This window comes from Escherichia sp. MOD1-EC5189, assembly GCF_002966045.1.
In the GTDB taxonomy this organism is placed as follows: domain Bacteria; phylum Pseudomonadota; class Gammaproteobacteria; order Enterobacterales; family Enterobacteriaceae; genus Escherichia; species Escherichia coli_F.
Window position 1 is genome coordinate 50,835 of sequence record NZ_PTRX01000014.1, and the last position, 20,574, is coordinate 71,408.

At 52.8% G+C, this 20,574-nt stretch carries 16 protein-coding genes; 6 read left to right on the top strand and 10 right to left on the bottom strand.

The features are described 5' to 3' along the window. Nucleotides 1-3 precede the first annotated feature (3 nt). The 4 genes from ATB02_RS13945 to ATB02_RS13960 are packed head-to-tail and all read left to right on the top strand — an operon-like array spanning nucleotide 4 to nucleotide 3,399. On the top strand, nucleotides 4-441 hold the full coding sequence (locus tag ATB02_RS13945) for a tail fiber assembly protein (protein ID WP_000344413.1): 438 nt from the start codon (nucleotides 4-6) through the stop codon (nucleotides 439-441). Next, nucleotides 431-1,153 (top strand): hypothetical protein, encoded by a 723-nt coding sequence (locus ATB02_RS13950; RefSeq protein WP_053897734.1) that lies wholly within the window; start codon nucleotides 431-433, stop codon nucleotides 1,151-1,153. Before ATB02_RS13945 ends, ATB02_RS13950 begins: the two co-directional genes overlap by 11 nt. After that, on the top strand, nucleotides 1,125-1,667 hold the full coding sequence (locus ATB02_RS13955) for a baseplate complex protein (protein WP_000083771.1): 543 nt from the start codon (nucleotides 1,125-1,127) through the stop codon (nucleotides 1,665-1,667). Before ATB02_RS13950 ends, ATB02_RS13955 begins: the two co-directional genes overlap by 29 nt. Before the next feature lie 7 nt (nucleotides 1,668-1,674). After that, entirely contained in the window at nucleotides 1,675-3,399 is a 1,725-nt protein-coding gene (locus ATB02_RS13960; protein ID WP_105271757.1) for a hypothetical protein, read from the top strand. Nucleotides 3,400-3,981: 582 nt separating this feature from the next. On the opposite strand, the gene ATB02_RS13965 is transcribed toward ATB02_RS13960, so the two are convergent. From ATB02_RS13965 to mdtA, 10 genes are all read right to left on the bottom strand, one after another. After that, complete coding sequence (locus ATB02_RS13965; protein ID WP_053897737.1) at nucleotides 3,982-4,947, bottom strand: bacteriophage abortive infection AbiH family protein; 966 nt, start codon at nucleotides 4,945-4,947, stop codon at nucleotides 3,982-3,984. Nucleotides 4,948-5,283: 336 nt separating this feature from the next. Further along, nucleotides 5,284-6,645 carry a prephenate-dependent tRNA uridine(34) hydroxylase TrhP gene (gene trhP / locus ATB02_RS13970; RefSeq protein ID WP_000476037.1) on the bottom strand — a complete coding sequence of 454 codons (1,362 nt, stop codon included), beginning with the start codon at nucleotides 6,643-6,645 and terminating at the stop codon, nucleotides 5,284-5,286. A gap of 205 nt (nucleotides 6,646-6,850) precedes the next feature. Then, nucleotides 6,851-8,251, bottom strand: a complete 1,401-nt coding sequence (locus ATB02_RS13975; RefSeq protein WP_105271758.1) for a HEAT repeat domain-containing protein — start codon at nucleotides 8,249-8,251, stop codon at nucleotides 6,851-6,853. 122 nt (nucleotides 8,252-8,373) lie between these two features. Further along, nucleotides 8,374-8,706, bottom strand: coding sequence for a YegP family protein (locus ATB02_RS13980; RefSeq protein ID WP_001364219.1), 333 nt, complete (start codon nucleotides 8,704-8,706; stop codon nucleotides 8,374-8,376). Nucleotides 8,707-8,885: 179 nt separating this feature from the next. Continuing rightward, the gene (baeR, locus tag ATB02_RS13985) at nucleotides 8,886-9,608 is read right to left on the bottom strand and encodes an envelope stress response regulator BaeR (RefSeq protein WP_000137876.1); all 723 of its coding nucleotides are present in this window, start codon (nucleotides 9,606-9,608) and stop codon (nucleotides 8,886-8,888) included. Beyond that, nucleotides 9,605-11,008, bottom strand: coding sequence for an envelope stress sensor histidine kinase BaeS (gene baeS / locus ATB02_RS13990; protein ID WP_105271759.1), 1,404 nt, complete (start codon nucleotides 11,006-11,008; stop codon nucleotides 9,605-9,607). Before baeS ends, baeR begins: the two co-directional genes overlap by 4 nt. After that, nucleotides 11,005-12,420 (bottom strand): MFS transporter, encoded by a 1,416-nt coding sequence (gene mdtD, locus ATB02_RS13995; RefSeq protein WP_105271760.1) that lies wholly within the window; start codon nucleotides 12,418-12,420, stop codon nucleotides 11,005-11,007. The genes baeS and mdtD overlap by 4 nt, the downstream gene beginning before the upstream one ends. Then, nucleotides 12,421-15,498 (bottom strand): multidrug efflux RND transporter permease subunit MdtC, encoded by a 3,078-nt coding sequence (gene mdtC / locus ATB02_RS14000; protein ID WP_105271761.1) that lies wholly within the window; start codon nucleotides 15,496-15,498, stop codon nucleotides 12,421-12,423. It abuts the gene before it with no gap. Continuing rightward, a complete protein-coding gene (gene mdtB, locus ATB02_RS14005) occupies nucleotides 15,499-18,621 on the bottom strand; it encodes a multidrug efflux RND transporter permease subunit MdtB (protein ID WP_105271762.1) in 3,123 nt (1,040 codons plus the stop codon). It abuts the gene before it with no gap. Then, entirely contained in the window at nucleotides 18,621-19,868 is a 1,248-nt protein-coding gene (mdtA, locus tag ATB02_RS14010) for a multidrug efflux RND transporter subunit MdtA (RefSeq protein WP_105271763.1), read from the bottom strand. Before mdtA ends, mdtB begins: the two co-directional genes overlap by 1 nt. A 278-nt stretch (nucleotides 19,869-20,146) precedes the next feature. On the opposite strand from mdtA, the gene ATB02_RS14015 reads away from it, so the two are divergent. Both ATB02_RS14015 and ATB02_RS14020 read left to right on the top strand, forming a co-directional pair. Further along, nucleotides 20,147-20,203 carry a type I toxin-antitoxin system Ibs family toxin gene (locus ATB02_RS14015; RefSeq protein ID WP_100733667.1) on the top strand — a complete coding sequence of 19 codons (57 nt, stop codon included), beginning with the start codon at nucleotides 20,147-20,149 and terminating at the stop codon, nucleotides 20,201-20,203. Nucleotides 20,204-20,474: 271 nt separating this feature from the next. Continuing rightward, entirely contained in the window at nucleotides 20,475-20,531 is a 57-nt protein-coding gene (locus tag ATB02_RS14020) for a type I toxin-antitoxin system Ibs family toxin (RefSeq protein WP_100249772.1), read from the top strand. Nucleotides 20,532-20,574: the final 43 nt, after the last annotated feature.

Below are 20,574 nucleotides of genomic sequence, written 5' to 3' on the forward strand. Positions count from 1 at the left end.
AAAATGGATGAGCAATATTATTACAGTGCTTCCATGAATGGATTTTTCTTCCTTTCGTTGAAGCCAGATTATGAAAAATCGGAACTGGGCTGGCCTGCTGACGCCTTGTTGATTTCTGAGCGCTGGTATCAGTATCTGATTGATAAGAGTTCAGGGCGTATCATCATCCCAAATGAATATGGTCAGCCGGTCCTTTCTGACCCCCTACCGCTTTCTGAAGAAGAATCAATCGTAAGGGCTGAGACGCAAAAATCTGCCCTGATGGCTGCGGCCAGCAATATCCTGGCACCTTTGCAGGATGCCGTTGATCTGGGTAAAGCGACGGACGCAGAAAAAGCGCTTTTTACTGCCTGGCGTGAATACAGGGTATCGCTGATGCGCATTGATACCGACTCAGCGACAGATATTGTCTGGCCGGAGCAACCTGCCGATGTGGCGTGATTCAATTATAAGGATTGCCGATGATATGTCGGCATTATCCTGTTCAATCATTCCGGCCCATCCGTGGGTGTATGGGCTGGGTCAGTCCACGGATTCAGGCGCTTATCTTAGTCCGGCCAATGCGATGGGATATCTTGCTAAAAAGCTGTTATCCGGTGGCGGTAGCGGCGATGTTATCGTCATGATGGTAGCGGAGAATACCCACGACGCATTTATGCAGGGGCTGAATAAACTGTCCACCGTATTTCCTGCCCCCGTTTTTACGCAGGTAAGCCGCATGGCGGCAGCCGCCGCAGAACTCAGCACGGTAAAAATGCAGTTGCCGGTTAAAGCCGATGTATTGCCAGCCAGTGCGCCGTTATCAGTCTCAACCAACCGGCTGGCGCTGAATGCCCGGCGTGTTGCCGCCGCGCAGCTGGCCGCCGCAGTCAGTACCACCACAACAGATCTAAAAAACCAGGTGACGGGATTTATTCAGGAACGGGCCGGTTTGCTGTCCTCACTCAGCCAGGGACTGGACGACCTGAAAGCCGCCAGTGCGAATATTTTTTCATTCAGTTACAGCGGGAGTTATGCCGTTGCTGCCGCTGAATTGCTGAAAGGCATCCCGCAAACAACGGCAGTGCATACCGCCGCGATGATGTTTATCGGGGATTCGTTATCTGACTTAGGGAGGATGCTACATGAGCCAGACCGCATTACTCGCGCTTGATGGTGAAGGGATCGCCATGCAGAACATGCTGGTTTCACCTTCCATGCAGTTTCAGGAGAAGGACCAGTCGGGCCAGACATCGAGCACGGCCAATGCTGAACAGGGTATCAAGGCCAAAGAGCTGCGCGTGTCGGGTCTGGTGACATTCGACGATGAAGCCGTTTTACAGCGGCTTTTTCAGCTGGCATCCGCAACCGAAGCCAGCGGAGCACTGAAAAAGTACCGTGTTGCCAATGCGACGGCAACGGCTATCAACCTTCGTGAAGCCACGTTCACCGGTCAGATTGATGCCGTACCGCAGGAGGATCGCCTTGCCTGGCAGGTAAGTTTCACCCTGCGTGAAAAAGGCAGCGTCCCGGAAAAACGACAGGCCAGAAAAGGCAACGCGACGGCCACCACCAGGCAAACAGGGGCAAAGGGCGCGGGTCCGGCTGCCGGTGCTGATGAACCAGCCGACAAAATGAGCTGGTTTGAAGAAAAGGTCTTAAAGCCGGTCAACGATGCGCTGGGGTAATTAAACGATGAAACCAATTAAACGCCTGTACCTTTCCTCTGATCCGGTCCATCTGATTGACTGCAATATCGTGCTGGAGCTGAACGCGTGCGGTCGGGGGTTTATTACGGCGGGGACAGAGACAGATTACACCGGCAAAATGGTGCGTATCGATGTTGGTTATGATGGTCTGGTCCTGCGCTGGTTTACCGGATACGTCGAACGGTCACAGCCTGCTGATAATGGAACATGCCGGTTGTTCGTGCGTGAGCTGGTCGGCATCTTTGATAAATTGTGGCCGTGTTCTTTCCAGCATCCAACGTTGCGCCAGATTACTGACTGGATAAGTGAGCAAAGCGGGCTGACCGTCACAACGCCGGTCGGCGCTGCTTATGCAGATAAACCGATCCCCCACTTTACGCACAGCGGCACGGGCTACCAGCTTTTTGCCAGTCTGGGCCGAGCATTTTCAGTGACGGATTATCTTTGGTATCAGCTGCCGGACGGGGATGTCTTCGTCGGTGCTGCTGAGCACAGTCTTTTTGCGGGTAAACCAGTAGAGATCCCGCACGAATTTAGCCAGGCATCGGCGGGCGGCAATTCAATGGTTGTGCCGATGATTCAGAGCCTGCGCCCGGGTGCTGAGGTGAACGGCCAGCGGTTAAACCAGGTCCGGCTAAATAACGACGACATGACAATCACCTGGCAGCCATGCAACAAAGCCAACGGCCAGCCATTGCAAAAATCACCCATTCAGCGGCAGATTGAAAACGCATTCCCGGAGCTGGCAAGCGGCCTGCATCTTCCAAAATTCGCCAGGGTGGAAGCGCCAAGCGAGGATGTTTCAGGGGGTAATATTGCCGATCCATTCCGCCCGCGCTATGCCGTGGATCTCCAGCTGCTTGACGAATACGGCAAGCCAGCCGCAAATACGCCGGTTTATTCTGCCGTTCCGCTACCTGTACCAATGGCGGGCAGCGAGTCGGGAATGTTCCAGTTTCCGCCCCCTGGCACGCTGGTTGAAATCGGGTTCACTGAGGGGCGGCAGGATAAGCCCTTCGTGCGCCAGATTATGGCGGAGGGTCATAACCTGCCAGCGGTTAAACCCGGCGAGCAGTTGCAGCAACAGCGCGATGGTGTATCGCAGCGCGTGACGGTTGCCGGAGACTGGGAACGCCAGACGGACCAGACAATCCGCGAAAACTCCATGATGCGCGAAGTCACCACCGACGAAGAGATCCGCAAAGTGGTTGTCCGTGAAACTACGGTCCAGGCAACGGATAAAACAACCGTGCTTGGCACGGCCACTCTTCTGGCCGGGGCGGTGGTCCATATCAGCGAGGGTGATTACAGTATCGGCACATCCGGCAACCTGACAGTAACCTGCAGCAAGGACAATTCCGTCAGTGTTGGCCGGAACGCAAAACGGGACGTCGCGGGCGATGTTACAGACGACGTGAAAGGGAATGTCACGTCAAACGTCAGCGGCGCACTGACTGAGAAAATCAGCGGTATCCGCCGAAGTGTGGCCCAGGCGCAACAGCTGATTGCCCCGGTGGTAAAACTGGGAAGCGAAGAGATTAACGTCCTGACACTACTCACCGACACCCTGGACGTGGTGAGGGAACTGGCAGAGACTGCCGCGTCACATACTCACCCCAACACAGGGGCCAGCGGGCAGGCTGCGCAGTTCAGCGCAACGGCCACTAAAACCGGTACATTGAAAAGCAAATACGGTCCCCTGATAGCCTGACAAAAACGGCATTACCGCACACCTCACCAGACACCACAGAACGCGCCACAGCAGGCGCAAATATTAAAGGTCGCCACCGTGCGGCCTTTCTTTCGTTTGTTCAACAGCGGCCCACAGCGTAAGCGACAGCAGGCAGACGGAAGCGGATCCAAGACGGAAACGGCGCTACACCGCACCCGCCTGCGCAGTTTGGATCATAAAAATTTTGCAAAAGAAATTTTGTGCAAAGCACCCCGCCAGCCTGCGCCGCTGCTGGGCTTTTGCATCCTGCGGGCGTTTGCACTCTGCGCAAAGATTTGCAGCACTTTGCAAAAGTCACCGCGTCGCCAGTCGCTAACCGACTGGATAACATGATGTTTTTAAAAGGATCGTTTTAGTTTCCGTGACGATCAAAATGATTCGGTTGTATCCGATGGTTTTCGGGGGCGGATATTGTGAAGCCTTGTGCGGCGCGGGCTGGCGGCTAGTTTGCTTTTATTTGGGTTTTGCAAAATGATGCACGAAGTTTTGATAAAAGGATCTCTAGCTAAGGGGGAGGGAACGTATAAAAACCCCCGCCCTCTGGGTGATATTTTGTTCTATTTATAGAAGTTTACTTACTGAAATCAGTTTGGGAGATTTAATGCCAATCTCACATAATGTTGTATGATGTGCTTCACGCTCAGTTTCCTGATAATAGGTGGCTATCCATTCCGTATTTTTACTAACAATGCTATGTATAAAAGAAAAGTAGGGAACATCTACAGATGATAACGAATGGCCGATGATGATGATTTCGTCTACGTTACTGAGATTTTTAAAAAATTTAGCGCTGTCAGCAATGACTTTTTCAGTATTCTTAAAAGAAGAAGTGAAGTATTTATTAATAGTCTGCTTTCCCATTTCATAAGAGTGATCGTAATTATCAGCCATCCACTGACGCCACTCTTCAAGTTCTTCATCGGTTGCATTTTCGGGCGGGACTGCTTCCTTTTCTTCAAAGTTGATAGGGTCAATACCATGACCTAAAATCAACTGTTGATCTGATGATGCTTTCCCATGAATATATAAAATTTGTCTATCATCAATACTATAATATTTCTGAAGAGTGTCAGTGTAATTAAAACTGATAAAGATAGAATCAGAATCGATACGCAATCTTTTTTTTAAATTAAGTTCGGGGTAGTTAACCTGCAATATAAATGACTTGAATTGTGTTAAAAGTCCCTCGGTTAAATTTTCTAGTATACGTTCCATTTCAATGGATAATGAGTTCCAGTCCCTGTCACGAAAATCGGGGCTGCTAATTTGGGGTAAAAGATAGCTAAACTCTTCGAGCACCGACTCTGTATCCAGACCCGCTAAGCTGTTTTCGAAATCAGACCAAAGAGAATGTTTTGACTTATCAACTGCGGAAAGAGAAGGGGGTAAGTCAGTAAATCCCATAAACTCAACCAAGTGATCGTAAATGTCTCGATCTTTCTTCCGAAGATAATCCCCAAATGAGAAATAGCTCGTGTCAAGTTCGTGATGCAGATCAAACCCATTCCCGATGATGTATAGCTTCATGCTTCCAACTCCATAGCAGTATGAACCTTTTAGGTTGCGATAACTTTCAAGTATTAGCGTGTTTGCCTTTGAAGAAAACCCCGCCTTGTGGACGGGGTTTGTTTGATGTGGTCAATGTGTGGACATTGTAAGAAATAAATCCATTTATTTCAGTAGATTACAGGCAAAAAATAAGCCCGTGTAAGGGAGATTACACAGGCTAAGGAGGTGGTTCCTGGTACAGCTAGCATTTTATGGGTTATGTTTTTCAGCGAAACGGATGATAACCTTAATAAATGCAGCTGTATGTGATCGGTTTCTAAGAATTTTCCATCCGGGAAAAATAATCGAAATTAATCACTTACCGTGGGGGTTACGCGTGGTTTCCCCGGAGAAATTACGCATCAGCAGCGCATAATTCAGTTCGAGATCCTGCGGTACCGGGATCCACACAGTATAACCATCGCCTGGTGCGACCGGCATAGCTTCACCTTTGGCGTTTTCCATATGCTCAAGGGTAAAGTTAATGTTGCCTTGCGGCGTCATCAGCTCAAGGCTGTCGCCAACGGAGAATTTATTTTTCACCGCTACCGCCGCGAGGTCCCCCTTGCGCTCACCGGTAAACTCACCAACAAACTGCTGGCGGTCAGAAACCGAATAACCGTATTCGTAGTTCTGATAATCGTCGTGAGTATGACGACGCAGGAAACCTTCGGTATAGCCACGATGCGCCAGACCTTCCAGAGTTTCCAGCAGGCTGGTATCGAACGGTTTGCCCGCAGCGGCATCATCGATAGCTTTACGATAAACCTGTGCGGTGCGTGCGCAATAGTAGAAAGATTTGGTACGGCCTTCGATTTTCAGCGAATGCACGCCCATTTTGGTCAGGCGTTCTACATGGGCGATGGCGCGCAGATCTTTCGAGTTCATGATGTAAGTGCCGTGCTCATCTTCAAACGCGGTCATATACTCGCCCGGACGCTGGGCTTCTTCGATCATAAACACTTTGTCGGTTGGCGCGCCGATACCCAGCGTCGGCTCAACATTTTGCACCGGAATCGGCTCGTACTTGTGTACGATGTTGCCAACGTCATCTTCTTTCCCTTCCTGGACGTTGTACTCCCAGCGGCAGGCGTTGGTGCAGGTGCCCTGGTTCGGGTCGCGCTTGTTGATATAGCCAGAGAGCAGGCAGCGACCGGAGTAGGCCATGCACAGCGCGCCGTGAACGAAGATCTCTACCTCCATATCCGGCACCTGATTGCGGATCTCTTCAATCTCTTCCAGCGACAGCTCGCGAGAGAGGATCACGCGGGTCAGGCCCATTTGCTGCCAGAATTTCACCGTCGCCCAGTTCACGGCGTTAGCCTGTACCGAGAGATGGATCGGCATTTCAGGGAAGTGCTCACGCACCAGCATAATCAGCCCTGGATCGGACATAATCAGCGCATCCGGCCCCATTTCAACCACCGGTTTCAGGTCACGGATAAAGGTTTTCAGCTTGGCATTGTGCGGTGCAATGTTGACCACGACATAAAACTTTTTCCCCAACGCATGGGCTTCGTTAATGCCGAGCTGGAGATTTTCGTGGTTGAATTCGTTGTTGCGCACACGCAGGGAGTAACGCGGCTGGCCCGCATAAACAGCATCTGCGCCATAAGCGAAAGCGTAACGCATATTTTTCAGCGTTCCCGCCGGGGAAAGGAGTTCCGGTTTAAACATAATTCTCTCGTTCTGATGACAGGTCAGATCCGCTTCACCTGATGAAGCGGTTAGGGGAGTGCCCCCACTTTAAGGGCGGGCATTGTAGCGCAATCGGTGGGGTTGACTCCAGTGACAATGTTAAGGGAAAGACTGAGCGCATTTATTTCGTTTTGATTCCGATAGTCGTCAGGTTCAATTGTTATCAGTTGACCTTAATTTGGTGTTAAAGAAAGGGAATATAACCCCATAACTTGTTGTGAAGTTCCGGATTGCAGGTAAAAAGCGCCTGAAGTTGCTGACGCTGAGGAGCATTTGGTTGAATGCCCGAAAGATTGAAATTGCGTTGCCATATCGCGAGCTGTTTACCTGCAAATTCTTCAGTTAGCTTGTGTTGCGATTGCAGAAGAAGAATTAAACAGGCCCATTTGTTCAAGTTATGATACAGCCGACAATATGCGCAAGCATGTTTAACTGACGGTGCGTTTTCCAGCAACTGACGTATTTCCTCGAACGTGAGCGGAACTCGACACCATACACAGATGTTAACCATAAATCGAAGCCCGGAGGCGTCCGGGTTAGCCAGTGTGGTCAGAATAATCCCTTTGACACCACCATCAGGATTGGCTTTCGCAAGAATATACATAGCGGCTAATCGCAGTGGGAATACATCCTGTGATAATCCCCATTCTGCCAGTTTTAAAATATTGGCATCATGAATGGAGTCCAGCCCGTATAAAGCTGCCCGGCGCTGTGAGGGAGTATATTCAGTCGAGGTGACAACATGATGCCAGAATTGCACAACATCCATGACGTCATTAAGCATGTTTTTAGCGCGTAGACGGATCAACATATTGTTATCCAGCAGTAATGCGCTGTACAACGCCGGAGGAATTTCTATAGCTCGGTCAGTAAGGCTAAACAACGTTGCTTGTCGAATACGCGGCCAGCGGTCTTTTAACAGACGAGTTAATACCGCTTCGCTTAACGGTAATTGTTGACGCAGCCAGTGGGTGACCGCCAGCATTCGTAAACCTTCGTCGGGCTGCTTGAGTATTAAAAGCAGCGAAGATTCATCATTAAAGTAGCCATATTCAATCAGCGTTTGTAATACTGCGCGGGAGAGTTTTTTATCAGGGCAAGTAAGCCAACACGTTAATTGTGGACGGCTATTTTCTGTCAATAAAAATCTAAGTATCTCGTCTACAAATGCACGGTGATCGTAACGCTGGCATTGGAGAAGGTTACGTATCAAGGGAAGATTAACGGCAAATGCCGCTGCATTCTTATCCTTCTTTAAATGACGTAACGCTATGGTTGCAGCAAGGCGAACCTCTTTTACCCAGTCATTAGCTGCAAGTAATAATTCTTCTATAGCTGCAACATCCTCTTTTTGTCCCAGACATTGCACGGCCTTTTCTCGTATATATCCATTGTGGTGATGGGTAAGCTGGCAAAGAACCATAGTATCGTTGAGATCACAATCATGCGCTATATAATTGCCTGGATCGGCTATCATCGACTGGAGTTGTTGCTGGATAAGAAATAATTCACAGTCAACAGAATTATTCATTTCGACGTTAAACAAAACCCTGCGTGTAAATAATGTACGCAATCCTTTGAGCATAATTTTCCTTATCAGTTATGAGGAGAAAACTCATTTCATGATTAATAATTTCCTGAGGGATAGTAACTCTGTGATGAGAGAAAATAAAGCCGGACGCCAACAACCTACGCCCGGCATCGTAATTACGTATTGTCTTTCACCGTCTGGCTTGTGCCATTGGCTTTAACGGAGGCAATTCCGGTTTCACGAGATTGCGCGGTGGCGTACATCTGGCTGGAGCCGATAATTTGATGATTGGCGGCTTTCAGATTGAAATAGAATTTGCCGTTGCTTGCTGTTTTTTTCTCATAGCGTTCTTCTTGTGGGCTGTTGCTACGCACTGACGCGATGCCCTTTTCCGCAGAGGCTTTTGAGGTATACAGCTCGCTGGTGAGGATAGTCTCACCATTGCCCGCTTTTAGCACAAACCGGAATTGATTATCACTGCTCCTACTGAGTTCAAACCAACCAGCCATAATGACTCCTTGATTGAAATTGCGTATCGAAAACAGCATCTAAAAGGACTGTTTGCCGATTAAAGTATGAGCGATTTTCAGGTGCTTGCCAGGGCGGAGAGATAATGTCAGATAGCCGACAATGCGCGGGATAATGCTGCCGGATGTGGCGTGAATGCCTTCTCCGGCAGGTAAAAATGTTAAACGATGCGGCAGGCGTCGGCTTCCCAGCGATAACCGACACCGTAGACGGCGCGGATAAAAGACTGCTCTTCGTCCAGTGCTTCCAGCTTGCGGCGCAGGTTTTTAATGTGGCTGTCGATGGTGCGGTCAGTTACTACGCGGTAGTCGTCATAAAGGTGGTTCAACAACTGCTCACGGGAGAATACTTTTCCCGGTTCATGAGAGAGCGTTTTCAGCAGGCGAAATTCCGCAGGCGTCAGGTCAAGCATTTTACCGCGCCATGAAGCCTGAAAACGACCTTCGTCGATAATCAACGGGCTTTCAGCATCCTGTTGCTGCAACTCACGCTGCGGTTTGCAACGGCGCAAAATGGTTTTGACGCGTGCTACCACTTCCCGTGGACTGTACGGCTTACAGATATAATCATCTGCGCCAATCTCCAGACCGAGCAGGCGGTCGATCTCTTCGATTTTTGCTGTCACCATTACGATCGGAATGTCAGAAAAACGACGAATTTCCCGACACAACGTCAGGCCATCGGTGCCAGGGAGCATCAGATCCAACAGGATCAGATCCGGTGGTGTCTGGCGCACATATGGCAGTACCTGATCGCCGTGGCTGATAAGCGTCGGCGCATAGCTCGCAGCACGCAGATAATCAATAAGCAACTGCCCCAGCTTCGGTTCATCTTCCACGATCAAAATACGTGGCGTGTTTTCGTCGATTGGTAACTCGGTCATACTTCTCTCTGTAAATCCCGTTCCAGCGGTAACTCTACTGTAATGCTTACCCCGCCAAAAGGCGAATGAGCGGCAACAATGCGACCATTATGTGCTTCAACAATGTTAAGACAAATCGCCAGTCCCAGGCCGGAACCGCCGCTGGCACGGTTGCGGGAACCTTCGGTGCGATAAAAACGCTCAAACAATTTTTGCAGTTGATCGTCACTAACGCCCGGTGCACTGTCGGCAAAGGTCAGGCGCACCGTTTTGTCATGTTGCTCGGCAGAGATATGCAGGCTGCCGCCGCTGTCGGTATAGCGCAGGCTGTTTTCCAGTAAGTTATTGAACAACTGCATTAAACGATCGCGATCGCCAAATACGGTAATGCTGTCTGGCAGGGAAAATTTCAGTTTCAGCCCGCGGCTGGCGAAACGCTCACGAAATGCGCCACCCGCGACTTCCAGTAGCGGGATCAGATCCACCGACGATTTCTGGTAGGCGAGAGCGCCTTCATCAGACATCGACAATTGATGAAGATCATCCACCAGTTTGGTCAGTGTACCGACCTCTGCCTGTAAAGAAGCCACCGTCTCCGGCGTGAATTTACGCACGCCATCCTGAATAGCTTCCAGTTCGCCGCGCAGTACCGCTAAAGGCGTGCGCAGCTCGTGGGAGATATCGGCCATAAAATCGCGGCGCATCTGTTGGTTTTTCTCCAGGGTGCTGGCGAGCTGGTTGAAGTCTTGCGCCAGTTTGCCCAATTCATCTTCACTGGTGGGCGTCACGCGAGTAGTGAAATCGCCCGCTGCCAGTTTGTGTGTACCGTCCACCAGTCGTTTGACCGGAGCCAGCAAACCGCGCGCCAGTGGGAATGTCGCCAGCGCCGCTAACAAGGTAGATAAAGCGACAATCAGCCAACTGGTTTGCCTCTGTTGTCTGTCAAAATTGATATCGGTATTGCGGGTCAGTCGTTCAACAGGGGAGGCGATCACCGCACCCACTTCCGCCCCATTGACCATAATGGGCCGCCGTGTGCCGTCTGGTGGAATCGGTGCTCGCGGGCCAACCAGCACTTTGTTGTTTTGATCAACCACCCAGAATTGCGTGCGCCAACCGTGTGGCGGCATACCGGGGCCGGGCTTATCTTCGTTGTTATCATGCTCCAGCGAACGTAGGATCTGAAATACAAAGCGATCGTTATTACGCAGGAAGCGCCAGTTCCCGTGCTGGGCGTACTGCTCACCAAGCGCATCGCCGAGCATTTGCAGCCGTTGTTCATTACCATGCTTGATGTAATCGATAAAGCCGCGCTCAAAACTGATACGTACCGCCCAGTGCATCGTGATCAATAAGACAATGCAGGTGGTGAAAATCGCCAGAAACAGTTTGCCGGTAATACCGGGTCGCCAGAACTTCATTGCGCGCTCCTTTTTCGCCGCGAAATAGCGACATTTTGATGCGTATCGTTCGGCACTCTGGCAAAGATGAACGCCGGAAGGGCGATGATAAACGCCATGCTAAGCCAGGTGTACATAAAGACGGTTTGTGTGGTGCCGCTGTCGACGCTGACATGCTGTGAACCAAAAAGTCCCAGCAACAGCCCGGCGATAGTGACGCCGATACTCATCGACAATTGCATAATCATCGACAGCAGGCTGTTGCCGCTGCTCGCCAGATTGTCTGGGAGATCTTTCAGCGTCAGGGTGTTCATGGAGGAGAAACGCGTCGAGTTGACCATCCCTTGTAAAAACAGGACGAACGGCAAAATGTAGTACCAGCCCAGCAGCGCGGTAGTCATAAACAGCAGGGTGACCAGCGACAGGCCCAGCGTGGTCGCCACCAGTACCCGACGGTAGCCAAAGCGATTCACCACCTGCACTACAATTCGCTTCATTCCCATGCTGCCGAGCACCATCGGGATCATCATCAGTCCGGCATGGAACGGCGAGAAACCGAGGCCAATCTGTAAGAAAACCGGTGTCATAAAGGGCAACATGCCACTGCCGATACGTCCGGCAAAGCTCCCCGCCAGGCCCAGCGAAAAGGTACGGGTGCGGAACAGTTTCAGGCTGAACAGGGCGCGGTTGTTATTTCTGGCGTGCAGCAGATAAAGCACCAGTGCCACCACGCCAATCGCTGCCAGTCCGGCAATCGCCAGCGGTGAAAGTCCCGTGCCTTTACTGCCATCCAGCGCCAGCGTTAATACCGCCATGCCGACCGCCAGCAATAAAAAACCGGAGAGATCGAAACGCCGCGTCTGCATGGTGTAGTTTGACATTAACATCAGCGTGGCGATCGCACCGATAATCCCTACCGGAATGTTGATCAAAAAGATCCAGTGCCAGGACGCGTATTCCACCAGCAGGCCGCCGAGCGCCGGACCAAGCAGCGGACCGACTTGCCCGGGCAGCGTAACAAAGGTCATCGCCGCCATATATTGCTCGCGCGGTACAATTTTCATCACCGTCAACCTGCCGACCGGCACCATCATCGCGCCGCCAACGCCCTGTAACGCGCGTGCCAGCAACAGTTCGTTTAGCGTGCCGGAAAGCGCGCAAAACAGCGAACCGAGGGTAAACAGCACGATGGCGGTAAAGAAGATATTGCGTACGCCGACTTTGTCCGCCAGCCAGCCGCTGGCGGGCAGCATCACCGCCACGGTCAGCACATAAGATACGATGACCATGTGCATATGCAGCGGGCTTTCCCCGAGGCTTTGCGCCATTGAGGGAAGCGCGGTGTTAACGATGGTGGTGTCCAGCGACTGCATAAAGAAGCCGAAAGCCACAATCCACAATTGCCAGCGGGTGCTGTCGGGAAGATCTGTCATTTACTCGGTTACCGTTTGTTTAGGTTTACGCGAAAAACGCAGCCGCAGACGGTCAAAAAAGAGATACACCACTGGCGTGGTATACAGCGTCAGAAGCTGGCTCATTACCAGACCGCCGACAATGGTGATCCCCAGGGGTTGGCGCAGCTCCGAGCCGTCACCGCCCGACAATACCAACGGCAGCGCACCAAACAGCGCCGCCAGGGTAGTCATCATAATCGGGCGAAAACGCAGCAGACAGGCCTGGAAAATAGCTTCCTGCGGCGTCAGGTTACCGTGCCGTTGGGCTTCGAGCGCAAAATCGACCATCATAATAGCGTTTTTCTTCACGATGCCGATTAATAGCATGATCCCTATCAGGGCGATTAGGCTGAACGGGGCATTGAATAGCTCCAGCGCCAGCAGCGCCCCAACGCCCGCCGAGGGCAGGGTAGAGAGAATCGTCAGTGGATGCACGTAACTCTCGTAAAGGATACCCAGCACGATATACACCGTGGCGATGGCTGCGATAATCAGGATCACCTGCGAGTTCATCGTCTCCTGGAACACCTGCGCTGTTCCGGCAAAACTGCCGCGCACCGTCGAAGGCACACCAAGCTGGGTCATTGCGCGGTCAATCGCCGCACTGGCGTCCGAGAGCGATTTTCCGGTCGGCAAGTTGAACGAGATGGTCGAGGCCGCCGATAATCCCTGATGATTCACCGACAGCGGGGCATTCGCCGGTTGCCATTTAGCGAAATATGACAGCGGGATCGCTTTTCCTTCGTTATTAATGACGAACATTTTTTCCAGTGCACTGATGTCCTGGGTATAGCGCGGATCCACTTCCATCACCACTTTATACTGGTTCATGGGCTGGTAAATGGTCGAGATTTGCCGCTGCCCGAAGGCGTTATTCAACAGGCTGTTGGCGGCCTGCACGTCGATTCCCAGTCGTGCCATAGTGTCGCGGTCGTAAACCAGATTCATCTCCGCGCCGTTATCCTGCTGGTCGGAATTCACGTCCGCCAGTTCCGGTAACGTTGCCAGTTTTTTGCGGATTTTCGGCTCCCATTCGCGCAGCGCCGCCAGGTCGTCGGACAGCAACGTATACTGGTAACTGGCGTTCGACTGACGTCCGCCAACGCGAATATCCTGCACTGCCATCAGGAACAGATTCGCCCCCGGTTCTTTCGCCAGCTTCACCCGCAAACGGTCGATAATTTGCTGCGCCGTTTCGCTGCGTTCGTCGCGTGTCTTGAGGGTGATAAACATCATCCCACTGTTCACCCGCGAGCCACCGGTAAAGCCGGTGACATTATCCACTGCCGGATCGTCACGGATAATTTTCATGAAATCCTGCAATTTGCCGCGCATCGCCTGAAACGAAATACTCTGATCCGCCTGTATCCCGCCCATCAGTACACCAGTGTCCTGCTCCGGGAAGAAGGTTTTCGGGATCGAGATATACAGCCAGATATTCAGCGCAATGGTGCCAAGCAGCACTACGCCCACCAGACGGGTATGATTGAGCACCCATTTCAGCGACTTGCCGTAGCCTTGTTGCAGAGCAACCAACATGCGACCAAATCCACGCAGTCGCTTTTGCTCGCGCGGCTTGCTGGCTTTCAGCATCCAGCCGCACATCATTGGCGTTAGCGTCAGGGAAACCAGCAACGAAATACCAATGGCGACAGAAAGCGTCACGGCAAACTCGCGTAACAGGCGTCCTGGCAATCCGCCCATCAGCAGCAGCGGCAGGAACACCGCCACCAGTGACAGACTCATCGACAGCACTGTAAAGCCGACTTCGCGGGTACCTTGCAGTGCGGCTTGCAACGGTTTCATTCCCGCTTCCAGATGACGGGCAATGTTTTCCAGCACCACGATGGCGTCATCCACCACGAAACCAGTAGCGATGGTCAGCGCCATTAACGAAAGATTATTGAGACTGAAACCACACAGATACATCGCGGCAAACGTACCAATCAGCGAAACTGGCACCGCAACGGCGGGAATAATAGTGGCGCGACCCGAGCGCAGGAATAAAAAGACCACCAGAATCACCAGTGCCACCGAGATAATCAGCGTTTGCTCGACTTCCTCCAGCGAGGCGCGAATGGTGGGGGAGCGATCCTGGGCAATTTGCAGATCAATCGCCGCCGGAATGGTCTCCTGCAACTCCGGTAATTTTGCCCGGATGCTGTCAACCGTCTGGATAATATTGGCTTCCGGCAGCTTGCGGATCATCAGCAAAATAGCCGGTTTGGCGTTGGTCATCCCGGCGTTGCGCACATCCTGCACTGAGTCGGTCACCGTCGCTACATCGCCCAGACGAACCGCGCCGCCGTTGTTGTAATGAATAATCAGCGGCTGATATTCAGCGGCGGTTTTTAGTTCATCGTTAGTCTGGATCTGCCAGCGGTGAGTGCCATCTTCCAGCGCGCCCTGCGGTTTACGCACGTTGGCATTGCTGATGGCAGTGCGTACGTCGTCCAGCGACACGCCCTGATTAAACAGCGCCTGCGGGTTCAGCCCAACGCGCACAGCGGGCAACGAGCTGCCGCCGACATCGACATCACCGACACCGTCGATTTGCGAAATTGTCGGAGCCAGTTGCGTCGAGGCGAAATCGTACAGTTCACCCTGCGAATAAGTATCGGATGTCAGCGTCAGGATCATAATTGGCGCATCCGAAGGATTCGCTTTGCGATAGGTCGGACGGCTGGGCATTCCGCTGGGCAGCAAACTTTGCGCGGCGTTGATCGCCGCCTGCACATCGCGCGCCGCGCCGTTGATATCCCGGTCAAAATCAAACTGCAAAATAATGCGCGTGCTGCCGAGCGAACTACTGGAGGTCATTTCACTGACCCCGGCAATGCGCCCAAGTGAGCGCTCCAGCGGTGTGGCAACGGAAGACGCCATTGTCTCCGGCGATGCACCGGGCAGCGAGGCGCTGACCATAATCACCGGAAAATCGACCTGTGGCAGCGGGGCGACCGGCAGCATACGGAAGCCCAGTATGCCGCACAGGGTAATGGCAACCGACAGTAAAATCGTCGCCACCGGACGGTAAATGAAGAGGGCAAAAAACTTCACTTACGCCTCCTCTTCATGGCGAGCAAAGCGGCTTTTGGTCCACAATGCCAGGCGGTCGAACAGCAGATAAATCACCGGCGTGGTGAACAGCGTCAGCACCTGGCTAACAATCAGGCCGCCGACCATGCCGATGCCTAACGGACGACGTAGTTCCGCGCCGACTCCGGTGCTCAACATCAGCGGCAGCGCGCCAAGCAGTGCCGCCAGAGTGGTCATCAGGATCGGACGAAAACGCAGCAAACAGGCCTGGTAAATTGCATCGCGCGGCGACATGCCTTGCTCGCGCTCGGCAGCCAGCGCGAAGTCGATCATCATGATGGCGTTTTTCTTCACAATACCGATCAGCAAAATAATGCCGATGATTGCGATCACATCCAGTTCGCTACCGGCAATCAGCAACGCCAGCAGTGCGCCAACACCTGCCGTTGGCAACGTCGAGAGAATGGTGATCGGGTGAATAAAGCTCTCGTACAGAATGCCGAGCACGATGTACATCGCCACCACCGCCGCGACAATCAGCCAGACAGTGCTGCCCAGCGCCGACTGGAAGGCGAGGGTGCTGCCCTGGAACTGCGTGGTGATATCCACCGGCAGATTCAGCGTCTTTTCGGTGTCCATAATCGCCTGCACCGCATCGCCGAGCGAATAGTTATCCGGCACGTTAAAGGAGATCGTCGTTACCGGGAACTGATCCAGGTGGTTGATGGAGAGCGGCGCAAAACGCTGCTCAATTTTGGCAATTGAGCTTAGCGGCACCACGCCACCGTCGCTGCTGGTCAGGCGAATGGTATCCAGCGCCGCAAGCCCTGGGGTATTTTCGGTATTGTGCTCCAGCACCACGCGATACTGGTTGGCCTGAGTATAAATAGTGGAAATCAGCCGCTGACCAAACGCGTTGTACAGGGCGTTATCGACGTCCGCCATGCTGATCCCCAGACGGCTGGCGCTGTCGCGATCAACATTGACATACGCCACCAGCCCTTTGTCCTGCCAGTCGCTGGAGACATCTGAAAGCTGTGGCAACTGCTGGAGTTTTTCCATCAACTGTGGCACCCAGGTACTGAGCGCATCCAGTGACGTGGCCTGCAAGGTAAACTGGTACTGGGTGCGGCTGACCTGAGTATCAATAGTCAGATCCTGCGTTGGTTGCAGGAAGAGATCGACGCCCGGCACTTTATCGACCGCCGTTTGCAAACGGGCGATGACTTTTTGCACCCGATCATCACGTTCATCCAACGGTTTGAGGTTGATCTGTAAACGCGCACTGTTCAGCGACGGGTTAGTGCCATCAACGCCAACAAATGAGGTCAGGCTTTGCACTGCCGGATCCTGCAAAATCACATCCGCGACCTGGCGTTGCCGCTGGGCCATATTGGCAAAGGAGCTGGATTGCGGTGCCTGCAAGGTGCCCTGAATAATGCCGTTGTCCTGTACCGGGAAGAAACCTTTCGGAATGAACACCCACAATAGAACGCTCAGCAGCAGCGTGCTGAGCGCCACGCTTAAGGTCAGCCACGGATGATTCAGCACTTTCGTAAGTCCACGACCATAGGCGGCAATTATCCTGTCGAACATTTTTTCCGAGGCCCGGGAGAAGCGGTTCTGTTTACGCAGCGACTCCTGGCTGAGCATCCGCGCGCACATCATCGGTGTCAGGGTCAGCGACACCACGGCTGAGATCAAAATCGCTACCGCCAGGGTAATGGCAAATTCGCGGAACAGTCGCCCGACGATATCGCCCATAAACAGCAGCGGGATCAGCACTGCAATCAGAGAGAAAGTCAGTGAGATAATGGTAAAACCGATTTCACCTGCGCCCTTGAGCGCCGCTGCCAGTGGTTTTTCGCCTTTTTCGATATAGCGGGAAATGTTTTCGATCACCACGATGGCGTCGTCGACAACGAATCCGGTGGCGATGGTTAACGCCATCAGCGTCAGGTTATTGATCGAAAAATCGAGAAACACCATGACCGCGAAGGTGCCGATTAACGACAGCGGCACCGCGACGCCAGGAATGATGGTCGCCGGAATATTGCGCAGAAACAGGTAGATAATCATGACTACCAGCGCGATAGCCATCATCAGTTCAAACTGGGTATCGTCGACCGATGCGCGGATATTGGTGGTACGGTCAGAAAGTACCGTCACCTTCACCGATTTCGGCAGACTCTCGGTAAGCTGTGGCAGCATCTGCCGAATGCTGTCGGCGGTAGAGATAATGTTAGCACCGGGCTGGCGCTGAACATTCATCACAATGGCCTGTTCTTTGTTCGCCCATGAGCCAAGCCAACTGTTTTCTGCGCCTTGTTCAACGGTTGCGACATCACCAAGACGAATCGGCGCGCCGTTCTGGTAGGCGATAATCAACTGGCGATATTCATCCGCAGATTGCATCTGGTCGTTCGCGGAAAGGGTGACCGCGCGGGAAGGGCCGTCGAGGCTACCTTTAGCCGAGTTAACGTTAGCGCCGGTAATGGCGGTGCGCACGGTTTCGCTGGTCAGGCCGAGGGCGGCAATCGCCTGGGCGTTAAGTTTGACGCGAACAGCCGGACGCTGACCGCCGGAAAGCGTCACCAGGCCGACGCCGGAAATCTGCGAGATTTTCTGCGCGACGCGGGTTTCCACCATATCTTCTACCTGCGTCATCGGCATGGCGGTTGAGGTGACGGCGAGCGTCATGATCGGCGGATCTGCCGGGTTCACTTTGCTGTAAACCGGCGGGTTAGGCAGATCGCTCGGTAGCAGGTTAGTGGCGGCGTTAATCGCGGCCTGCACTTCCTGCTCGGCGACATCCAGCGGTAATGTTAGCTGGAACTGCAAAGTGATAACTGACGCGCCGCCGGAACTTTGCGACGACATCTGTTTCAGGCCGGACATCTGCCCGAACTGGCGTTCGAGCGGTGCGGTAACGGCGGAGGTCATGACATCCGGGCTGGCGCCAGGGTAGAGCGTGACCACCTGAATGGTCGGATAGTCCACTTCCGGCAGCGCCGAAACGGGCAGGGCACGATAACCGATAATCCCGGCGAGTAAGATCGCCACCATCAGCAGCGTGGTGGCGACAGGACGCATAATAAACAGGCGCGACGGGCCGCCTGTGCTGCTCGGAGGTAACACCTGCATCAGGAACGCGCTCCTTTTTTCGCGTATTCGCGGCTGGTGGCTTTCTCTTCCGGTGCAGTGGCGCTCTGAGCTTCCACCACTTCCACTTTCGCTCCTTCAGTCAGGCGATCAATGCCGTCTGTCACTACGCGGTCGCCTGCAGAAATACCTGCGCGGATCACCACTTTCTGACTGTCCTGAATGCCCGGCGTCACCAGATGTTTGCTGACTTTGTTTTCGCTATTCAGCACCCAGACAAAATGGCCTTCGTTGCCCATTTGTAGGGCGGCGGTGGGGATCACAACGGCATTTTGTTCGGTGTCGACTAACATGCGCGCGTTAACAAACTGATTGGGAAACAGCGTATCGTCCTGATTATTAAAGCGTGCTTTCACTTTAATCGTACCGGTAGTGGCATCGATTTGGTTATCGAGACTTAACAGCGTGCCTTCACTTAATTTCTTCGAGTTGGTGCGATCCCAGGCTTCAACAACCAGCGGTTTTCCGGCTTTTTGCGCCTGTACTACGGTAGCGATATCGCTTTCCGGCAGGGTAAAGAGCAAATCGATAGGATGCGTCTGGGTGATCACCACAATCCCGGTGGTATCACCACTGGAGATTTGGTTACCAACATCAACCTGCTTGAGACCAACGCGACCATCGACTGGTGCGGTGATGCGGCTCCAGTCGAGTTGCAGCTGTGCGCTGGCGACGCTTGCTTCATCAGCCTTAATGGTGCCTTCGGTTTCACTGACCAGCGCCTGTTGGGCATCCAACTCCTGACGGGAGACGAGATTGGTTTTTGCCAGTTGCTGATAACGCGCTAAATCACGGCGGGCGTTGGCTAGTGTGGCTTTATCTTTTGCCAGTTGCCCCTGAGCTTGTGCTAATGCAACTTTGAACTGGCTGGGGTCAATTTCTGCCAGTAAATCGCCTGCTTTGACCTGCTGACCCTCCTGGAAATGTAATGCCATCAGTTGACCATCTACGCGACTGCGCACCGTAACGGTGTTAGCAGCGGTAATCGTACCAAGCCCGGTGAGGTAACGCGGAACCGCCTGTTCCACGGCAGTTGCTGCCTGAACCGGGGCCAATGGGCCGGAACGCATACCACGGCGGCCACCGGCTGGCGACTGCTGCGCTTGCTTCGTCGCACCTGGCGCTGCGCTCTGGGATTCATTGCGGCCTTGCCAGAACCAGAAAGCGGCGATGGCGGCGATAACCACCACGATTACGATTACCCAACGGGATTTATAACTGCCTTTCATCGTTAAGAGTTTCTCTTCCTGAAACGTTTCGCGGAATGATACTAGTGTAGCCAGCCAATAAGGGAGAAAAATGGAGGAATTATGAAACACTGTCGGGAATCGTCTGAATGACGGGCACATTTGCGAGCACGCATCCAGTAATAACACAGGAAACTATTTTATCTACGCGTTAGCGATAGACTGCATTCAGGGCAAAAGGAGGTAGGCCGACGATTTCAGCGGGACGCTGAAACGGGAAAGCCCCTCCCGAGGAAGGGGCCTTAAATAAGGAAAGGGTCATGATGAAGATACTCATCATCGTGGTGCTCTTAGTCATTAGCTTACCGGCTTACTAAGACTACCAGGGCGGGGGAACCCCCGCTCTACCCTCACTCCTGAAAGTATGCCTTCACAATCAGATTGTCAATCCGCAGGCTTTGTAGTCTGCGATCCTGCCAGCAAATATTCTTTGCGAGACGTTACGCAATAATCACATGTGAAACTATTTTATCTGCAAGTTAGCGATAGACTGCTTGCATGGCAAAAGGAGGTAGGCCGACGATTTCAGCGGGACGCTGAAACGGGAAAGCCCCTCCCGAGGAAGGGGCCTTAAATAAGGAAAGGGTCATGATGAAGCTGCTCATCATCGTGGTGCTCTTAGTTATTAGCTGGCCAGCTTACTAAGACTACCAGGGCGGGGGAAACCCCGCTCTACCCTCACTCCTGA